This is a genomic window from Microbispora hainanensis, assembly GCF_006874475.1.
GTDB lineage: Bacteria > Actinomycetota > Actinomycetes > Streptosporangiales > Streptosporangiaceae > Microbispora > Microbispora hainanensis.
Window position 1 is genome coordinate 1 of record NZ_VIRM01000004.1, and the last position, 19,649, is coordinate 19,649.

Consider the following 19,649-nt stretch of genomic DNA (forward strand, 5'->3'; position numbering starts at 1 on the left):
ACTCCCATGGACACGGAGGGCTTCATCGCCCTGCTCAACGAGGACCTGGAGAGCGAATATCGCTCGATCGTGCAGTACGTGCAGCACACGGCCACCATCAAGGGGGCGGAGTATCTGTCGATCATCGAGGAGCTCAGGCAGCACCTCGGTCAGGAGCTCGACCACGCGAGCACGCTGGCCGGGCAGATCGACTTCCTCGGCGGCGTCCCGAGCGTCCGCGTTCCCGAGGTGCCGGTGGCGACCGACGGCGCCGACGCCCTCCGGCTCGACCTGGAGCTGGAGCAGGAGCAGCTGCGCCGCTACCGCGAGCGCGTCGAGCAGGCGCAGGATCTCGGCCTGAGCGACGTGGCCGAAGCGCTGCGCCCGCTGCTGCAGCAGACGCAGGACCATGTCATGGACCTGCAGACCGCCCTGGGGAAGTGACGGACGGCGGCACGCGGAGTGAGGCGGGACGTCGCGGCTCGGGCCTGGCCGCGGCCTCCCGCATCCGGGCGCCGATGCACGGGCGGCGAGGTCAGCGCGGGCGGGCGTAGTCGTCGAGGGCGCGCACGATCAGGGCCCTCGCGTCGTCGTGGAAGGCCGCCACCTTGCAGAACTCCTCGAACGCCTGGGTGTAGAAGGCTACGTCCTCGACGTCGCGGAGCAGCAGGTCCCTCGTGCTGGTCGCCACCCCGACCAGGCATTCGTCGTAGATCCAGAACGAGTTCATCAGCGCGGACGGCAGCTGCGACTCGAACGGCAGCAGCCCGAACTCCACGTTCGGCAGCGTGGTCACCGCGATCAGCCGGTCGAGCTGGCCGCGCATCACGTCGGAGGGCGCGAGCCGATAACGCAGCACCGCCTCGGGCATGACGAACCGGAACCGCCGTGCGGGGTCGTACAGGATCTCCTGACGCCGCATGCGGACGCGGATCGCGTCGTCGACGTCGTCGGTGTACTCGTACACCCGCCTGACCTTGCCGAAGACGTGCCTGGCGTACTCGGTGGTCTGCAGCAGGCCGATCACCACGCCCGGCTCGAAGGCCCGGAACAGCCGGGTGCGCGCCTCCAGGTCGCGGACGTCCTCCTGCAGCGCGGCGAGGCCGTTCCTGTTCCGCTGCCGCCAGGAGTCGTGCCGCTCCAGCAGGCCGGCGGCCTGCCGGATCAGGTTGTCGATGGTCTCCGCGTCGGCCTCCACGGCCTTCCCCCATGCGGCCACGTCGTCCTCGGTGGCGGTCTGGCGGGCGTTCTCGATGCGCGAGACCTTCGACGGCTGCCAGCGCAGCCGCTCGGCGAGATCCTTTCCGGACAGGCGGGCGTTCTCCCGCAACCGGCGTAGCTGGGCTCCCAGGTCCATGCGGGCCTGATGGAAACCGCTCATGCCCACCTCCGGCCGTGGTGCGGTTCAAGGTAGACCCGGCACGCCGGATCATGCCAGAGGGAAGCGCTCACTCGTGATCGGCGCGGGCCTCGCGGTCCACGACCTCCAGGCCCTGGACGACTATCGTGCCGCGGTCGGTCTCGTAGAGGGAGGGGCAGGCCCCCGCCTCCGAGGTGGAGCCGAGAAAGCGCAATCGCATGTCCTTTTCTTCCGATTGACGGCGATCGGCGCAATCCTAGTCATGGGGGAATGGGCACGTATACAGCGCGAAGACGCTCGCCGAGCGCCTTCGCCTGGGCGTCGAGGAGCGGGCTGGCGGCCACGCCCCGGCCCAGGAGCCCGTGGACGACGAAGTTCAGCGCGTTCAGGTTCGGCAGTGCGAACCGTTCGATCGGCAGGTCGCCGACCTCCGGCAGCAGTTCCCTGAGCCGCTCCGCGGTCAGGAACGCCGCGAGCCACGGATAGCGTGCGGGGTCGCGCACCCAGACGCCGAGGTTGGCGTCGCCGCCCTTGTCGCCCGAGCGGGCGCCGGCGACCCTGCCGAGCGGCATGACCGCACCGGCCTCGAGATCCCCGGCGTACGGCGGAACCGCGTCGCCGGGCGCCTCGGCGGGCGGCCCGCCCGCCTGCTCGCCCAGCAGCGGACCGGACGGCGGGGTGTGCGGCACCTCGACGCGGACTCCGTCCACGGTCACCACCGGGAGCACGGCCCGCGCGTCGACCGACGAGGGCCAGTAGACCCCGTAGGGGGAGGCGTCGCCGGGCGGCGTCAGGCCGTAGAAACCGGGATAGCTCGCCAGGCCGGTCTCCACCACGGCGGAGGAGAACGCCCGCCCCGCCTTGCGCGGGTCGGAGTCCATGACCGTGATCCGCAGCAACGCCGTCCCTGCGTCGTCGCGGCGGCTCGCCTCCCCATGCCCGCTGCCCCGGGAACCGGATTCGCCGCCAACGCCGAGGCGGGTCAGCTCCACGTGGACCTGCTCGAACGACTCGCGGGGGACGCGCGCCCAGATCGCCTCCTGCGCGATGCGGGCTTTGGCCGCGATGTCGAGGCCGGTCAGCACGAGCGTCATCGTGTTGCGGTAGCCGCCGAGGTAGGTGACGGCGACCTTCAGCGTGTCCGGCGGGGGCTCGCCGCGCACGCCCGTGATCCTGACCCGGTCGGGGCCCTCCTGCTCCAGGAGGATGGTGTCGAACCTCGCGGTCACGTCGGGCCCGAGATAGCGGGGCGAGGCGATCTCGTACAGCAGTTGCGCGGTCACGGTCCCGGTCGAGACCAGCCCGCCGGTGCCGGGGTGTTTGGTGATCACGCTCGACCCGTCGGCGTACAGCTCCGCGATCGGGAAGCCGCAGTGGGCGAGGTCCGGCACCTCCTCGAAGAAGGCGTAGTTGCCGCCGGTCGCCTGGCAGCCGCACTCGATCACGTGCCCGGCGACGACGGAACCGGCCAGCGCATCGAGGTCGCCAGGGTCCCAGCCGAACCACCACATGCCGGGCCCGGTGACCAGCGCCGCGTCGGTGACCCGCCCGGTCATGACGACATCGGCGCCGTGCTCCAGCGCCACGGCGATCGGCCGGCCGCCGAGGTAGGCGTTGGCGGTCAGCGGGGCCGCCCGAAGGGTCTCGCCGGTGTCCGCGTTGACCGGCGGTTCGGCGAGCGGCATGAGGTCGTCGCCGGTGACGTGGGCGACGGCCGCGCGCAGCCCGAGCCGGTCGGCCAGGGCCGAGACCGCCTCCGCGCATCCGGCCGGATCGAGGCCGCCCGCGTTGGCGACGACTTTGACGCCCCCGTCGAGGCAGGTGCCGAGGACCTGCTCCATCTGGGTCAGGAACGTACGCGCGTAGCCGGGGCGGCCCTTGAGCCGGTTGCCGGCGAGGATCGACATGGTGAGCTCGGCCAGCCAGTCGCCCGTCAGAACGTCGATCGGCCCGCCCTCGACCATCTCCTTGGCGGCCGACAGCCGGTCGCCGTAGAAGCCGCCGCAGTTCGCGATCCGGATCGGCCCCGGCCGCCCGGCCTGTTCCGTCATCGCCCGGCTTCCGTGGCCGGAGCGTCGGCGGGGACCCAGGCGGCGGGCCGCTTCTCGGCGAAGGCCCGGATGCCCTCCTGCCCCTCCGCGGAGGTGAAGCGCTCCGCGGACAGCGCGGCCATCGCGCGGAACCCCTCCTCGACCGGCAGTTGCGGCACCTCCCGCACGAGCCGCTTGGTGATCGCCAGGGCCTCGGGGCCGCCGCGCAGCAGCATGCCGGTGTAGTGGGCCACGGTCGCGTCCAGGTCCTCCTCCGGGACGGCCCGGGTCAGCAGGCCGATCTCCACCGCGCGTCCGGCGGTGAAGACCTCGCCCGTGAGGAAATACTCCGCAGCGGCCCGGGGCTCCAGGCGGCGCAGGCAGGTGACCGCGATCATGGCGGGGACCACCCCGAGCCGCACCTCGGTGAAGGCGAACGACGCGGTCGCCGGGGCGACGGCGAAGTCGCAGGCCGCCACCAGGCCGAGGCCGCCCGCTCGCGCCGTGCCGTTCAGGCGGCACACGACGGGCTTCGGGCTCTCCCAGATCCGCAGCATGACGTCGGGGAACGACGCGGTGACCGGCGCCCCTCCGCCGCGCTGCTCCTTCAGGTCGGCGCCCGCGCAGAACACCGGTCCCGTGCCGGTCAGCACGATGACCCGTACGGCGGGCTCGTCGAGCGCCCAGGACAGGGCGTCGTCGAGCTGCCGCAGCAGCCGGGACGACAGGGCGTTGCGGTTGTGCGGCGAGTCGAGCGTGATCGTGGCCACGCCGCCCGCCTGCTCGCGGCGTACCAGCACGTCCTGGGGTTCGCTCACGGCTGCGTCGCCTCCCCGCCCCGATCCGCGCCGATCGGACTGCCGATCGGACTGCCGAGCGGGCCGCTGATCTGTTCGCCGATCTGCCCGCTGATCTGGCCGCCCATCTCAGCACCGCCTTCTGGGCCGCCTTCTGGGCCGGCTTCCGGGCCTGTTTCCGGGCCGGTCCCTGCGCCGGTCTCCGGCTGCGTCTCGGGCTGCGTCCCCGGCTGCGTCTCCGGCTGCGTCTCCGGGAGGCCTTCCGCGCCGGAACGTTCGCCGAGACCCGGATCCGGACCCGCACCCATCACGGGGTCGGTCACCGCACCGATCAGCGGGCCGGTCGCCGCTCCTGTGTCCACCCCTGTCTCCGCTGCCGGCGCTGTCGGGGGACCCTCCGTCCGTGCGCCGCCGTCCGGTTCCTGCGGCGGCGACGGCTCGATCACGGCGAGCGGCACGCCCGCCTCGACCTGCGTGCCCGGCATCACGTGCAGCGCGGCCACCGTGCCCGAGGCGGGAGACACGATCAGGTGCTCCATCTTCATCGCCTCCAGCACGACCACCGGCTGCCCGGCCTCGACCACGTCACCGGGCTTGACCTCGACGCGCAGGACCGTACCCGGCATCGGGGCGGGCAGCGCCCCCGGCGTCACGCTCGCGGCCGGCTCGGGCAGCCGCGTGACCGGGGTGAGCCGCACCGGACCGAGCGGGGAGTCGACATGCACCACGCCGGGGTGCGCCTCGGGGTAGGCGGCCACCTCGAAGGTGCGCCGCAGGCCCGCCGTCTCCAGCACCACCCGGCCGGGTTCCGCCGCCACGAGCGTGACGTCGTCGAATCCCTCGGCCCGCAGCCCGTCCCTGGTCAGCCGGTAGGCGACCTCCACGCGTCCGCCGTCCTCGGCGTCGAATGCCGCGCGCTGCGACTGGGAGGGGACGTTGCGCCAGCCGCTCGGCAGACCGCCCAGCACGCCGTGGTGGCGGGCGGCGGCGCGGTTGGCCGCCGCTCCGGCGAGCGCCGCCGCGAGCGCGGACAGCCGTACGGCCTCGGGACCGGCGAGCGGGGCCGGTGCGGGATGCCGGCCGAGGAAACCGGTGTCGAGCGCCCCGGACAGGAAGTCCGGGTGCCGCAGCACTCCCACGAGCAGGTCGCGGTTGGTCGTCAGCCCGTGGATCCGCGCCCGCGCGAGCGCGTCCGCCAGCCGCCGGGCCGCCTCCGCCCGGTCGCGGCCGTACGAGACGACCTTGGCGAGCATCGGGTCGTAGTGGACGCCCACCTCGGTGCCGGACGTCACGCCCGAGTCGAGCCGCAGCCGTGCCCCGTGCCCGAACTCGCCGTCCACGCCGGGGATCTCGAAACGGCGCAGCACGCCGCTCTGCGGGCGGCCCGCGGAGTCCTCCGCGTACAGGCGGGCCTCGATCGCGTGACCGACCGGGCTCGGCGGCAGTGCGGCGAGGTGGGCGCCCTCGGCCACCTCGATCTGCAGCCGCACCAGGTCGACCCCGTAGACGCTCTCGGTGACCGGGTGCTCCACCTGGAGGCGGGTGTTCATCTCCAGGAAGAAGAAGCCCTCGTCCGACAGCAGGAACTCGACGGTGCCGGCGCCCTGGTAGCCGATCGCGCGTGCGGCCCGGATCGCCGCGTCGCTCAGCTCGCGGCGCAGTTCGGGACCGACCGCGGGGGAGGGGGCCTCCTCGATCACCTTCTGGTGGCGGCGCTGGATCGAACACTCGCGCTCGCCGAGCGCCCAGACCGTGCCGTGGGCGTCGGCGAGGATCTGCACCTCGATGTGGCGGGCGCCCTCCAGCAGGGGCTCGGCGAACAGCGTGCCGTCGCCGAAGGCCGACAGCGCCTCCCTCCGGGCCGACTCGACGGCCCCGGCGAGATCGGCCGGATCGCGCACCACCCGCATGCCGCGCCCGCCGCCGCCCGCCGACGCCTTGACCAGCACGGGACCGGTCAGCTTCACGGGGGCGTCCGGGGAGAGCGGAATGGTCGGCAGGACCGGCACCCCGGCCTCCTCCATCAGCGCCTTCGCCTCGATCTTCTTGCCCATCGCGGCGACGGCCTCGGGGGAGGGGCCGATCCAGGTCAGCCCGGCGTCCAGCACGGCGCGGGCGAAACCGGCGTTCTCCGACAGGAAGCCATACCCGGGATGGATCGCGTCGGCGCCCGACCTGCGGGCCGCCTCGACGATCCGCTCCGGGTCGAGGTACGCCAGGGGGGCGCCCAGCCGTACGGCCTGGTCGGCCTCGGCGGTGTGCGGGGCGGACGCGTCGGCGTCGGTGAAGACGGCGACGGTCTCGATCCCCAGCTCGCGGCAGGTGCGGAAGACCCGGCGGGCGATCTCCCCGCGGTTCGCGACCAGCAGTCGCCCGATCATGACCCCTCACCCCCGTCGATCTTCATGAGCATCGTGCCGTTGACCATGCCGGTCACATCCGGAAGACGCCGTAGCCGGCCCGGCCCGGGTCCGGCGCTCCCGCCACCGCCGACAGGCACAGCCCGAGCACCGTACGGGTGTCGCGGGGGTCGATGACCCCGTCGTCGTACAGGCGGCCGGACAGGAAGAACGCCGCCGACTCCGACTCGATCTGCGCCTCGACCGCGGCACGCATCGCCGCGTCGGCCTCCTCGTCGTACGCCTGCCCCCGCGCCTGCGCGGCGGCCCGGCCCACGATCGACATGACGCCCGCGAGCTGGGCCGGGCCCATGACGGCCGACTTCGCGCTCGGCCAGCTGAACAGGAAGCGGGGGTCGTAGGCCCGCCCGCACATGCCGTAGTTGCCCGCGCCGTAGGAGGCGCCCATGACGATCGTGATGTGCGGCACGGTCGAGTTGGCCACCGCGTTGATCATCAGCGCGCCGTGCTTGATGATGCCGCTCTGCTCGTAGTCCCTGCCGACCATGTACCCCGTGGTGTTCTGCAGGAAGACCAGCGGCGTACGCGTCTGGTCGGCGAGCTGGATGAACTGGGCCGCCTTCTGCGACTCCGCCCCGAACAGCACGCCGCTGGCGTTGGCGAGGACCCCGACCGGGTGGCCGTGGACGCTCGCCCACCCGGTGACCAGGCTCGGCCCGTAGAGCGGCTTGAACTCGTCGAAGTCGCTGCCGTCCACCACCCGGGCCAGGACCTCGCGGGGGTCGAAGGGGACCTTCAGGTCCTCCGGCACGATCCCCAGCAACTCGTCCTCGTCGTACAGCGGATCCGCGTAGCCGGACGCGGGAACGTTCCCGGCCTTGCGCCAGTCGAGCCGCCGCACGATGCGACGGCCGATGCGCAGCGCGTCGTACTCGTCGGCCGCGAGATGGTCGGCCAGCCCGGAGGTCCGCGCGTGCATCTCCGCGCCGCCCAGCGACTCGTCGTCGGACTCCTCGCCGGTGGCCATCTTCACCAGCGGCGGGCCGCCGAGGAACACCTTGGCCCGCTCCCGCACCATCACGACGTGGTCGCTCAGGCCCGGCACGTACGCCCCACCGGCCGTGGCGTTGCCGAAGACCAGCGTGATCGTCGGGATCCCCTCGGCCGACAGCCGGGTCAGGTCGCGGAACACCTGGCCGCCGGGGATGAAGATGTCCTTCTGCGACGGCAGGTCCGCGCCGCCCGACTCCACCAGGTTCACGTACGGCATGCGGTTGCGCAGCGCGATCTCGGCGGCCCGCAGGGTCTTGCGCAGCGTCCAGGGATTGGACGCGCCGCCGCGCACGGTCGGGTCGTTGGCGGTGACGACGCACTCGACGCCCTCGATCACCCCGATGCCGGTGACGACGCTCGCGCCGACGGGATACTCGGTGCCCCAGGCCGCCAGCGGCGACAGCTCCAGGAACGGCGAGTCGGGGTCGACGAGCAGTTCGATGCGCTCGCGGGGGAGCAGCTTGCCGCGCTCCCGGTGCCGTTCGACATATTTGGGCCCGCCTCCGGCGACGGCCTTGGCGTGCTCGGCCTCCAGCTCGGCGAGCTTCGCCAGCATGGCCTCGCGCCGCGTGCCGTACTCGCCGCTGGAGCTGTCCAGCCGGCTCACGAGCACCGTCATCGCACCACCGAACCGAGTTCTGTCACCTGATGATCCTCCGTGGTGAGCCGCCGTCACGTCAACGAGCCGGGCCCGGCCTCCTGACCGGCCCCGGTGGCTTCGGGATCAGGCCATGTGGTTTCGGGATCAGGAACAGTGCGACCACGCGCTGCTCCAGGAGGTGCTGCCGTAGCCGCCGCCCCAGATGACGCACTTGCTCTTCGCCGGCAGGCGGACCGGCCCGGCGTAGGTCGTGTAGCTGCCGGAGTCGGTCTTCGACGACCCGCCCTGGACCTTGAGCACCGCGCTCATCTTGATCTTCCCTGGCACGACGTACTTGGACATCGTGATCACACAGTTGTAGCCGTTGGACGCGTTGTAGAGCAGGTATGTCGTCGCCGAGCCGTAGGAGTGCGAGTCGACGACGCCGTAGCCGCTCCCGCACACGCCCGCGGCGGTGTACGGGTTGGGCTTGGGTGCCGCGGTCTTCGTCGCAGTGGGCTTGGGCGCCGCGGTGGTCTTCGTCGCGGTGGGTTTGGGCGCCGCGGTGGTCTTCGACGGCGCGGGGGTGGTCTGGGCGGGCAGCGGGTTGGTCTGCGTCGGCGTGGTGGCCTTGTCGCTGGGCTTGACCTGGGCCCGGGCCGTGCGGGAGGGCGACGGCCGCGCCTGGCGGGTGCGCGCCGGGGTGGCGCCCGGCTTCGGTGCCACGCTCTGCCGGTGTGCCGAGGGAGTCGGCGAGGGCTTGCGGTCCTTCGGCCGCGTGGGTTCGGTGACCGGCTCGGACGGCTGCGGGACGGGCACCTCGACGTCCTGGGACTCCGTCACGGTGGGCGAGGGGGTGGGGCCGAGGGCGTCCTCGGACGAGATCTGCTGGGCGGACACCCACGTCGGCACGAGGAAGGCCGCCGCCGCGAGGGCCGACACCCCGACCGCGGCCGCCGTCCACGTCAGCACCGGCCGCCGTGGTCGCGACCCGTCGGAGCCGGGCCCGCGCCGCGCGGGCGATCCGGGCGGCGCGGGCGCTCCGGCACCCCGCGACCCGTGTGCATGAGGTCCGGGTGCATGCGGTCCGGGTGCCTGAGGTCCGGGTGCATGAGGTCCGGCCGCGTGCGGTCCCGGTGCGTGCGGTCCCGGTGCGTGTGGTCCCGGTTGTGTTCCCGGTGCGTGCGGTCCCGGCACGGGAGCGTGGGGTGCGGCGCCCTGCGGTCCCGGTGGGGGCGCCTGCGGCCCGGTCGCGTACGGTCCCGGCGCCTGCGGGGCGGCGGCGTGCCGTACGGGCACGGTGGGCTGCCCGGTGAGCCGCGCGACCACGTCCTCGGCCGAGGGACGCAGCGCGGGGTCCTTCGACAGGCACGCGGCGACGATGTCCCGCAGCGGCGCCGCGAGGTCGCCCAGGTCGGGCTGGGCGTTCAGGATCCGGGTGATCACCGAGGGGATCGAGTCCGCGCCGAAGGCGGGCCTGCCGGTGGCGGCGAACACCATCGTGACGCCCCAGGCGAACATGTCGGCGGACGCGCCCGCGGTGCCGCCGGAGAGCACCTCGGGGGCCAGGTAGGCGGGCGTGCCGATGGACGCGCCGGTCGCGGTGGACTGGGGCGAGTCGGGCGCCCTGGCGACCCCGAAGTCGATGACGACCGGGCCCTCGGGCCCCATCAGGACGTTGGCCGGCTTGAAGTCGCGATGGGTGATGCCCGCCCGGTGGATGGCGGCCAGCGCCGTCGCCGTGCTGATGGCGAGCCGTTCGAGCGCGGCGCCCCGGCGCGGCCCCTCCCGGTCGACGAGCTGCCGCAGCGAAGGCCCGGGCACGAACTCGCTGACGATGAACGGCTGATTGCCGGCGAGGTCGGCGTACAGCACGGGGGCCGTGCAGAAGGGCGCGACCCGCTGCGCCAGCGCGACCTCGCGCAGGAACCGCTCCCGCGCCTCCGGGTCGGCCGTCAGACGGGTGTGCAGCAACTTGACCGCGACCTGCTCGCCCGCCGGCCCGCGCCCGAGGAAGACGACTCCCTGGCCGCCTTCACCGAGCCGGTCGACGAGCGTGAACGGGCCCAGGCGGTCGGGATCCCCAGCCTCTAACGCCACCATCGCCCCCGATTACCACGCAAACTGACAATGGCACCAAACGCTACCAGTGGTCAGATGGCCTTACCGGGGTTGAGGATGTTCAGAGGGTCGAACACCTGCTTGATGCCCCGGTGCAGTTCGGCGGCCACCGGGCCGGTTTCGAGGCCGAGCCAGCGCTTTTTCAGCAGGCCGACGCCGTGTTCGCCGGTGAGCGTGCCGCCCAGGTCGAGCGCGGCGCGGAAGACCTCGTCGGCCGCGGCCCAGACCTCGTCCGGCGGCTCGGCGAGGCCGCGGTCGAACACGAACACCGGGTGCACGTTGCCGTCCCCCGCGTGGGCGACGGTCGCGATCAGCACGCCGTGCCGGGCCGCGGCCTCCTCGATCGCGGTGATCATCTCGGGGAGCACCGAGCGGGGCACGCACACGTCCTCCACGAGGCACTGGCCCAGCCGCTCCTTGGCCTGGTAGGCCAGGCGCCTGACGCCGATCAGCTCGGCGGCCTCCTCCGGCGTGGACGACACCGCCACGAAAGACGCGGCGCCGCAGAGCGCGGCCATCTCGTCCGCCGAGCCCTCGGCCTGGGCGATGAGCATCGCCCTGGTGGACGGCTCCAGCCCGATGTTCTTCCAGTCGTCGATGGCCTGCAGCGTCGTGCGGTCCATGAGTTCGAGCATCGACGGCTGGCAGCCCGCGGCGACGATCGCCGACACGGCCGCGGCGGCGTCGCGCAGCGAGGTGAACTCGGCGGCGACCGTGGCCAGCTCGCCCGGGGCCCGCCGCAGCCGCACGGTCGCGGCCGTGATCACGCCGAGCGTGCCCTCCGAGCCGACGAACAGGCCGGTCAGGTCATATCCGGCCACACCCTTCATGGTGCGGCGGCCGGTGTTCAGCACCCGCCCGTCCGCCAGGACGACCTCGAGCCCCAGCGTCGAGTCGCGGGTCACGCCATACTTCACGCACCGCAGGCCGCCCGCGTTGGTCGCCAGGTTGCCGCCGATCGTCGAGATCTCGTACGACGAGGGGTCGGGGGCGTACATCAGGCCGTGCTCGCGGGCCGCCCGGTCGAGGTCGGCGGTGATGACGCCGGGCTCCACGACCGCGATCTCGTCCTGCGGCGACAGCTCACGGATCGCGGTCATCCGGGCGAGGGACAGGACGACGCAGCCGTCGACGGCCGTCGCCCCGCCGGCGAGCCCGGTGCCCGCGCCGCGCGGGACCACCGGCACGCGATGCTGCGTCGCCCAGCGCATCGTGGCCACGACGTCGTCGCGCGACTGCGCGAGCACCACGCCGAGCGGCCTGCCCGGCGGCACGAAGGTGCGGTCCCTGGCGTACGAGTCGACGACGTCGGGATCGGTGAGGACTCGCCCGTCCGGCAGCGCCGCGGCGAGCGCGGAGGTCAGCTCGTTCACGTCTGGACTTTACGGCACAGTTCGGTATCAGGTCCCATCCGGAATTATTAACGGTTTTCGGTACAGATCACATTTTGACAACCATGCCGGATCGCTCTTTACCCGCCCTTTACCCCCTCGTTTAAGGTCCCGCATGCGCGCTCATCCCGGCGCGCTGCGCATGGGTGTCCGGGGAACCCGGACGGGAAGGGATCTCGTTGTCCAGAAGAATCCGGCGTCTCGCCGCGATCGTGCCCGCGCTCGGGCTGGCGGCAGGAGGTCTGGCCGCGGCCGGTGCGGCTGCGGCGCCCACGGCGGGCTATCAGCCCTCCGCCAAGGACCACTACATCAACTACGCGCCACCGCGCGTCCAGGGCGACTTCACCACCACCGAGGAGAAGGTCCCGTCCCAGGGCGCCAAGCGCACCGCCGCGCTGGCGCGGGCGATCGACCACAAGTTCGCGAGCGGCAACCCGGTCGCGGCGCGGGTGCTGGCCAAGCACGAGAAGCAGGCGATCAAGACCGGGAAGAACCCCTTCGACTTCATCTACAAGAAGGCGAAGACGACCCGGACCGCCAAGCTCCTCACGCTGCTGGTCGAGTTCAACGACCAGGCCAACGACGACTTCTCCGGCTGGTCGCACCCGAGGACGATCGACGACGTCGACGACTGCATCACCGAGCCGCCGGGCACCAAGCTGAACGGCCCGCTGCACAACACGATCCCCAACCCCGCCACGGCCGGCGGCGGGGGCAAGGACAACAACTCCATGTGGGTGGCCGACTTCAACACGGCCCATTACAACAACATGCTCTACACCTCCAAGGGGATCACGACCCGGGTCCGTCCGGACCTGAAGGACCCCCGGGACGGCAAGAAGGGCATCGACATCTCCGGCTCGACCATGAAGAACATGTACGAGGAGATGTCGAAGGGGGCCTACACCGTCACCGGTCAGGCCGTCGGCTGGCTCAAGGTGCCGCACTCCGAGGCGTGGTACGGCGCGGGCAAGTGCCACACCTACCCGCAGGACATGACCGGCCACCCGGACAACCCACGCGGCGCCGCCCAGCTCGCGGTCGACGCGGTCGACGCGCTCGTGAAGTCGAACCCGAACTTCCCGTGGGCCGACTACGACGTCGAGGACACCTCCGACGCCGACGGCGACGGCAACTTCGACGAGCCCGACGGCGTCGTCGACCACCTCGTGCTGATCCACGCCGGTGAGGACAAGTCGGGCGGCGGCGGCGCCGAGGGCACGCTCTCCCTGTGGGCCCACTCCAGCGACGTGGCCGGCGGCTACACGGTGCCGGGCACGAACGTGAAGATCTCCAACTACATCCTCCAGCCCGAGGACGCCGGGGTGGGCGTGTTCGCCCACGAGTACGGCCACGACCTCGGCCTGCCGGACCTGTACGACACCACCGGCCAGGGCGACTCCGACGTCGACTTCTGGGACCTGATGTCGAGCGGCTCGCACTCCGGGCCGATCTTCCAGTCCCTGCCCACCCACATGGGCCTGTGGGACAAGTGGGTGCTCGGCTGGGCCAACCCGAAGGTCATCGAGCCGGGCGGCAAGAACCAGCTCGTGACGGTCGGCCAGACGTCGCGCACGCCGAAGGGCACCGAGGACGGCGTCCGGATCAACCTGCCGGACAAGCAGAACATCATGTCCACCCCGCACAGCGGGTCGAACCTGTGGTGGTCCAACAGCGACCAGGACTGGGCCGACAACAAGCTGAGCAGGACCGTCGACGTCCCGGCCGGGGCGGACGCGAAGTTCTGGTGGTGGAGCGACTGGGGCATCGAGGCCGACTGGGACTTCGGCTTCTTCGAGATCTCCACCGACGGCGGCGCCACCTGGACCGAGCAGAAGATCTACAACGAGGACGGCAGCCTCGCCACCACCGGCGACGACTACACCGACCCCAACGGCCGCCTGAAGGACTACGGCAACAAGAAGTACGGCCTCACCGGTGAGAGCGGCGGCTGGCACCACCTGTACGTCGACCTCGCCCCGTTCGCGGGGACGTCCGTCCAGATCCGCCTGCGCTACGCCACGGACGCGGCGTCCGTGCAGCGCGGCTGGTTCAACGACGACTTCTCGCTGAACAACGGCGCCACCGCGGTCTGGACCGACGACGTCGAGGGCGGCGCCAACGGCTGGACGGCCACCACGGGCACGTTCACCGACACCAGCGGCGCCGGCTGGGTCATCCACCCCGGCCAGGAGCAGGCGGCGCAGTACTACCTCGCCGAGTGGCGCAACTTCGACGGGTTCGACAAGGGCCTGGAGTACGCCTACGACACGACCTGGTCGCATGACGGCGCCTGGAAGGTCGAGAAGGTCAAGTACAACGCCCCCGGCCTGCTCGTCTGGTACCGCGACACCTCGGTGTCGAACAACGACGTCTCGGGTCGCACGTTCGACCTGCCGTCGGTGGGCCCGAAGGGCGAGCTGCTCATCGTGGACTCGCACTTCGACCCGCTGCGCCGTACGGGTGCGGCGGCCGCGCACGACCCGAGCGTGCTGAAGAACCTGCCGTCCCGTCCGCAGTCGTCCAACGCGGCGTTCAACTTCGCCGGCACCTACCCGTTCAAGGAGTGCGTCGAGGGCGAGCCGTTCACCGAGTACTGCACCTCGTTCGGCAAGCAGGCCGCGGTGAAGGCGTTCACGGACGCCAAGGGCTGGTACCCCGGCCTGGAGATTCACGACGACGGCAGCCTGTACTACCGCCAGCGTGACTCCTCGGCGGTCGTCCCGTCCAAGGACAACCAGCCGTACTCGACCAGGATCGTCCACGCGGACGGCACCCCTGCGAAGGAGCTGTACGGCACCGACATCGGCGGACCGATCCTCGGCTCCGGCAACCCCGGCGACGAGGGCAAGCAGCTCGGCGTGCAGATCAAGCTGATCAGCCCGCTGCCGGCCAACCTGGCCGCGATCATCCAGGTGACCCCGGCCAAGAAGTAACCACCACCAGGTGGTCCCCGTGCCCGGCCGCCGTCCGCTCCGGACGGCCGCCGGGCACACTCATGCCGGGCACACTCATGCCGGGCACGGTTATTGCGGGCACGCGCGCCCGGCCGCGGCGGCCCCTAGCATGTGAGGGTGCGGAGCAAGGCGGATCACACGGCGGCCATCCACCGGGAGCGGAAGGCCGCGGTCGTGGTGAACACCAAGTCACGGCGGGGCCGCCGCCACTACGCCGAGGTGCTGCGGCTGCTGAAGGAGCGGGACTTCCGGCTCACCGGCGTCCACCCCGTGACCGACCCCTCGCGGCTGCGCGACATCATGACCCGCGCGCTCGACTCCGGCCCCGACCTGCTCGTGGTCGGCGGCGGCGACGGCACGCTGAGCAGCTCGGTCAGGCACGTGGCGGGCCGCGACGTCGCCCTCGGCGTGCTGCCGCTCGGCACCACCAACAACTTCGCCCGCAGCCTGGGGCTGCCGCTCGACCTGCCCGGGGCGATCGGCGTGTTCACCGAGGGCAAGGTGGCCGACATCGACCTCGGCATCTGCGGCGACCGGCCCTTCGCCAACCTCGCGAGCTTCGGCGTCTCCGTCGAGGTGGCGGGCACCGTCAAGCCGTGGCTCAAGCGGATGCTCGGCCGGGCGGCCTACCCGCTGACCGCGATGACGATCCTGCCGCGGCACCGGCCCTTCCGCGCGTACTTAACCGTGGACGGCAAGCGCCACGAACTGCTGACCCACCAGCTCAACATCGCCAACGGCCGCTTCCACGGCGGCTGGCAGATCGCCAGGGACGTCAGCATCGACAACCGCAAGCTGGTGGCCTACCAGCTCGGCTCCGGCAAGCGGCTGCGGCTGCTCGGGGAGACCCTGGTGCGGGCGACCACCGGCAAGTGGACCAGCCTCGCGGGCGGGCCGTTCGTGACCGGCCAGGAGATACTGCTGGAGACCGACCCGCCGATGGCGGCCGACATCGACGGCGAGGTGCGGCTGCGCACCCCGCTCATCCTCACGACCGTCCCGAACGGCGTCCGCGTGATGGTCCCCCAGAGCTTCGAGGACACCTGATCCCTACTCGGCCTCCTCGTCTCCCCAGGCGGCGAGGGTCCGGTATGCGGGTCGCAGCAGGTCGAGCAGCGGGATGTGCCTGGCCTTGACCTGCGGCGGGTCCAGCGCGCGCAGCAGCAGGTCGGGAGGCGACCCGGGATCGGCCGGCGGGCCGAGGCGGGCCGCCGAGGCGCCGGACTCGTAGAAGTCGCCGATCCGCTCGGCGAACGGGACGTCGGCCACGCCGAGCAGCCCGGGTGTCCCGCCGCCTTCCGGCTCTGTCTCGCTGTCTTCCGGCTCGCCCGGACTCCGCCCGCCGCCGGTGGCGCGGAGGGCGTCGAGCAGCGCCTCCCTGGCCATGCCCCGCCAGGCCAGCACCAGGAACGGATCGTCGTCGAACGCCTCGGCCAGCAGGTAGAGCACCGCCGACAGGTGCTTGCACGGAAAGCCCCAGTCGGGGCAGGAGCAGTCCATGTCCAGGCCGCGCTCGCCGGGGAACAACGGCAGCCCGCACGCCTCGAAGACCTGCTCGATCTCGTGCGGCATCTCCCCGGCCAGCAGCTTGGCCCGGTGGAGGGCCTGCGCGGCCAGCGCATCGACCAGCCCCGCCCACTCCCGCTCGCCGTACGCCGTGACGCGCACGCTCACGTCGTAAGGGTCCGGCCGCGAGCCCTGCACCCGGGCCTTCACCAGGCCAGGACCGAGGTCGAGGCCGAGCACCTGGCCTCGTCGCGCGTACGCGCGGCCCCGGCTCAGCCTGCCCGGGTCGCAGACGCGCTCCAGGATGTCGACGAACCGGCGCGACCACCACTGCTCGCCGATGGTCCCCCGCTTCGAGCGGGCCTTGATGCCGCCCTCGACCCTGATGGGCCGCGCGGCCTCGAACCAGCCGTCCCGCCCGACCGGCATTCAGCTCACCGCCTCGGGGGACAGGCGGAACAGCTCGCGCAGCTCCGCCGTGGACAGCGCGGCGATCCAGTCCTCGCCCGTCCCGACGACGCTCTGGGCCAGGGCCTTCTTGCGCTCGATCATCTCGTCGATCCGCTCCTCCAGGGTCCCTGCGCAGACGAACTTCCTGACCTGCACGTTGCGGGTCTGGCCGATGCGGAACGCCCGGTCGGTCGCCTGGTCCTCCACGGCGGGGTTCCACCACCGGTCCACGTGCACGACGTGGTTGGCCGCGGTGAGGTTGAGGCCGGTGCCGGCGGCCTTGAGCGACAGCAGGAAGATCATCGGCTCGTTCTCGGTCTGGAACCGCTCCACCAGCCCGTCGCGCGTCTTCTTCGGCAGCCCGCCGTGCAGCCACAGCACCGGGCGGTCGAGACGCGCCGCCAGGTAGGGCTGCAGCATCGAGCCGAACTCGGCGTACTGCGTGAAGACGAGTGCCTTGTCGCCCTCGCTGAGGATCTCCTCGGCCAGCTCCTCCAGCCGGGCCAGCTTCCCCGACCTGCCGGACAGCCGGGAGCCGTCCTTGAGCAGATGGGCGGGGTGGTTGCACACCTGCTTGAGCCTGGTCATCGCGGCCAGGACGTTCCCGCGCCGCTCGATGCCCTCGCTGCCGGCGATCCTGTCCATCATGTCCTCGACGACCGCCTGGTAGAGGCTCGCCTGCTCGGGCGTGAGCGTGCACCAGACCTTCATCTCCATCTTGTCCGGGAGGTCGGAGATGATCGTCTTGTCGGTCTTGAGGCGCCGGAGCACGAACGGGCCGGTCGCCCGCTTGAGTGCGGCGGTCGCCATCTCGTCGCCCCGCCGTTCGATCGGCTCCTGGTAGCGGTCGCGGAAGGCCCGCGCCGATCCGAGCAGGCCGGGGTTGCAGAACTCCATGATCGACCACAGCTCGGCCAGATGGTTCTCGACCGGGGTGCCGGTCAGCGCCAGCCGCGTCCGCGCGGGCAGCGAGCGCACCGCCTGGGCCTGCCGGGCGGCGGCGTTCTTGACGGCCTGGGCCTCGTCGCAGACGACCCGGGCCCAGGTGAACCGGGCCAGGGCGTCGCGGTCGCGTAACGCCGTGCCGTACGTCGTGAGGACGAGGTCGGCCGCGCCGGCCCGCTCGGCCAGTTCCTCGCCACGCAGGCGGCCCGCGCCGTGATGGAGGTAGACGTCCAGCGAGGGCGCGAAGCGGGCGGCCTCCTTCTGCCAGTTGCTGAGCAGCGACATCGGGCACACCAGCAGCGTCGCCCCGGCCCGCTCGCCCGACTCCCGTTCCTTGACCAGGAGCGATAGCGTCTGGGCCGTTTTACCCAAGCCCATGTCGTCCGCGAGGATGGCGCCGAGCCCGATCTCGGACATGAAGCTGAGCCAGGCCAGGCCGCGTTCCTGATAGGGCCGGAGTGTGCCGTGGAAGGCGGCCGGGGTCGCGACGGGTTCGAGGCGGCGGTCGGCCTCACCCGACAGCAGGTCGCCGAGCAGGCCGTCAGCGTCCACCTCAACGAGCGGAAGGTCGTCGTCCCCGCCGTGGATCAGCTCCTGGACGACCTCGCCGATCGTCATCTGACCGGAGCCGCGTCGCTCCACCGCCTTGAGCGCGGCCCCGAGCTGCCGGGCGTCCAGCTCGACCCACTGCCCGCGCAGCCGCACCAGCGGCACCTTGAGCCGCGCCAGCTCGGCCAGCTCCGCCTCGCTGATCGTCTCGTCGCCGACGGCCAGCTCGGCCCGGAAGTCCACGAGCTGCGCCAGCCCGAACCCCTGGTCGGAGGCGGCGCCGGGTCCGGAGCGGGACCGCGTGGTGAGCTTCAGGCCGAGCCGGGTGCGGCCCGCCCACGCGGGCAGTTGCACGCCGAAGCCGGCCGACTGCAGGAGGGGCGCGGCGTGCCGGAGGAAGTGGAAGGCCCCCTCCACGTCGAGGCCGACGTGCGCCGGCCGGGGATCGCGGAGCGCGTCGTCGATCCTCGGGTAGAGACGGGCCGCCCGGCCAAGCCCGGCGAGCAGCGTCTCGTCCGGCCGTCCAGGCAGGCCGGGCATGCTCTCGCCCGCCCAGACGAGGGGAGCGGGCACGTAGAGGCTCGGGTCCTCGGCCGACTGGAGAGCGAACTCGACCCGCCACGCCCCGCCGCCGGCGGTCGTCTCGTGATCCGGCTGGTCCTCGGCGAGGAGGGGCTCGACGAGGCGGAAGCACACCCTGACCGGGCCGTCGAGCTGGTGGGCCGCCTTGAACCAGTCCTCCAGCGGCCGGGCCAGCGCCTCCGCCTCTTCCTCACGGGCGCCGGGGAGGGCCGCCGTGTCTCCGGTGAGCGCCACCGTCCACCGGTCGGCCAGGGGGCTGCGCAGCCCGGGACGGTGCCCGCCGAGCAGGCGTTCCGGCAGCGCCTGCCGTACGGCGGCGTCGGCCAGGCCCGCCAGCGCCTCGGTCAGCACATGGGCGGACGGCCGCTCGTGCCCGACGGCCCGGCAGACCGGCGGCATGGCGGCGGCGAGCTCGCGGAAGCGGTCGGCGTGCGCGCCGGTCAGCACCGGCCGCCAGCGCGCCGCGTAACCGCCGTCCTCGGTGACGAGCTGGGGCAGCACCAGGCCACGCCGCACCAGGTCACGGGCATGGGCGGCGACGACCGCGAGATAGCGCAGGGACGGCCCGGCGACGGGCGGCGGTTCGAACGCCTCCGTCAGCAGGCGCAGCGCGGGCCCCGGCTCGACCAGCAGCGCGGGCACCCGCCACGGGCTGATCCTCGGTCGGCGCGCGGTGATCCGCAGGCCGGTCTCCGGGGAAGGGAGGGGACTGGTCGCCGAACTCGGCAGCAGCAGCACGGCGTCGCCGGACACGGCCTTGCCCGCCGCCTCGGCCGCGGCGTCCCCCCAGCGCGGCAGCTCCGCCGCCAGGGTGCTCGCCGGGACGGCGAAGGGATGGGGACGCGCCTCGGCGCGGGAGGCCACAGGCTCCACCCCGGTCGTCTGCTCCGCCCAGAGCACGAGTTTCCCGCCGTCCCAGGCGGCGTGGATCACCAGCACACCGTCTCCTCCCGCCAATTCGGAACGCTAGCAGCGGCGGCGGTGCTCCC

Annotated in this window: 13 protein-coding genes; 3 read left to right on the forward strand and 10 right to left on the reverse strand. The window is 72.4% G+C overall.

Annotated elements, in window-relative coordinates:
• Positions 1-423: ferritin-like domain-containing protein (locus FLX08_RS04355; protein ID WP_208761253.1), on the forward strand; the 423-nt coding region annotated here is incomplete at its 5' end.
• A gap of 91 nt (positions 424-514) precedes the next feature.
• On the opposite strand, the gene FLX08_RS04360 is transcribed toward FLX08_RS04355, so the two are convergent.
• The 8 genes from FLX08_RS04360 to FLX08_RS04390 all read right to left on the reverse strand — a co-directional run bounded on the left by FLX08_RS04360 (position 515) and on the right by FLX08_RS04390 (position 11,653).
• Positions 515-1,360 (reverse strand): helix-turn-helix domain-containing protein, encoded by an 846-nt coding sequence (locus tag FLX08_RS04360; RefSeq protein WP_142616892.1) that lies wholly within the window; start codon positions 1,358-1,360, stop codon positions 515-517.
• Positions 1,361-1,427: 67 nt separating this feature from the next.
• Positions 1,428-1,559 carry a hypothetical protein gene (locus tag FLX08_RS42850; RefSeq protein ID WP_280117088.1) on the reverse strand — a complete coding sequence of 44 codons (132 nt, stop codon included), beginning with the start codon at positions 1,557-1,559 and terminating at the stop codon, positions 1,428-1,430.
• A gap of 40 nt (positions 1,560-1,599) precedes the next feature.
• Positions 1,600-3,390 (reverse strand): acyclic terpene utilization AtuA family protein, encoded by a 1,791-nt coding sequence (locus FLX08_RS04365; protein WP_142616893.1) that lies wholly within the window; start codon positions 3,388-3,390, stop codon positions 1,600-1,602.
• Positions 3,387-4,187, reverse strand: coding sequence for an enoyl-CoA hydratase-related protein (locus tag FLX08_RS04370; protein WP_208761254.1), 801 nt, complete (start codon positions 4,185-4,187; stop codon positions 3,387-3,389). The genes FLX08_RS04365 and FLX08_RS04370 overlap by 4 nt, the downstream gene beginning before the upstream one ends.
• Entirely contained in the window at positions 4,184-6,547 is a 2,364-nt protein-coding gene (locus FLX08_RS04375) for an ATP-binding protein (protein ID WP_142616894.1), read from the reverse strand. Before FLX08_RS04375 ends, FLX08_RS04370 begins: the two co-directional genes overlap by 4 nt.
• Before the next feature lie 52 nt (positions 6,548-6,599).
• Positions 6,600-8,198 (reverse strand): acyl-CoA carboxylase subunit beta, encoded by a 1,599-nt coding sequence (locus FLX08_RS04380; RefSeq protein WP_142616895.1) that lies wholly within the window; start codon positions 8,196-8,198, stop codon positions 6,600-6,602.
• Between the two features lie 126 nt (positions 8,199-8,324).
• The gene (locus FLX08_RS41190) at positions 8,325-10,262 is read right to left on the reverse strand and encodes a serine/threonine-protein kinase (protein ID WP_208761255.1); all 1,938 of its coding nucleotides are present in this window, start codon (positions 10,260-10,262) and stop codon (positions 8,325-8,327) included.
• A gap of 50 nt (positions 10,263-10,312) precedes the next feature.
• On the reverse strand, positions 10,313-11,653 hold the full coding sequence (locus FLX08_RS04390) for an FAD-binding oxidoreductase (protein ID WP_244312409.1): 1,341 nt from the start codon (positions 11,651-11,653) through the stop codon (positions 10,313-10,315).
• 197 nt (positions 11,654-11,850) lie between these two features.
• Between FLX08_RS04390 and FLX08_RS04395 the strand changes: the two genes are divergently transcribed.
• Both FLX08_RS04395 and FLX08_RS04400 read left to right on the forward strand, forming a co-directional pair.
• Positions 11,851-14,607 carry an immune inhibitor A domain-containing protein gene (locus tag FLX08_RS04395; RefSeq protein WP_142616896.1) on the forward strand — a complete coding sequence of 919 codons (2,757 nt, stop codon included), beginning with the start codon at positions 11,851-11,853 and terminating at the stop codon, positions 14,605-14,607.
• A 138-nt stretch (positions 14,608-14,745) separates the two neighbouring features.
• Positions 14,746-15,675, forward strand: a complete 930-nt coding sequence (locus tag FLX08_RS04400; RefSeq protein ID WP_142616897.1) for a diacylglycerol/lipid kinase family protein — start codon at positions 14,746-14,748, stop codon at positions 15,673-15,675.
• 3 nt (positions 15,676-15,678) lie between these two features.
• On the opposite strand, the gene FLX08_RS04405 is transcribed toward FLX08_RS04400, so the two are convergent.
• Both FLX08_RS04405 and FLX08_RS04410 read right to left on the reverse strand, forming a co-directional pair.
• Complete coding sequence (locus FLX08_RS04405) at positions 15,679-16,563, reverse strand: SWIM zinc finger family protein (RefSeq protein ID WP_142616898.1); 885 nt, start codon at positions 16,561-16,563, stop codon at positions 15,679-15,681.
• On the reverse strand, positions 16,564-19,599 hold the full coding sequence (locus FLX08_RS04410) for a DEAD/DEAH box helicase (RefSeq protein ID WP_142616899.1): 3,036 nt from the start codon (positions 19,597-19,599) through the stop codon (positions 16,564-16,566). It lies immediately after the preceding gene.
• Positions 19,600-19,649 lie beyond the last annotated feature (50 nt).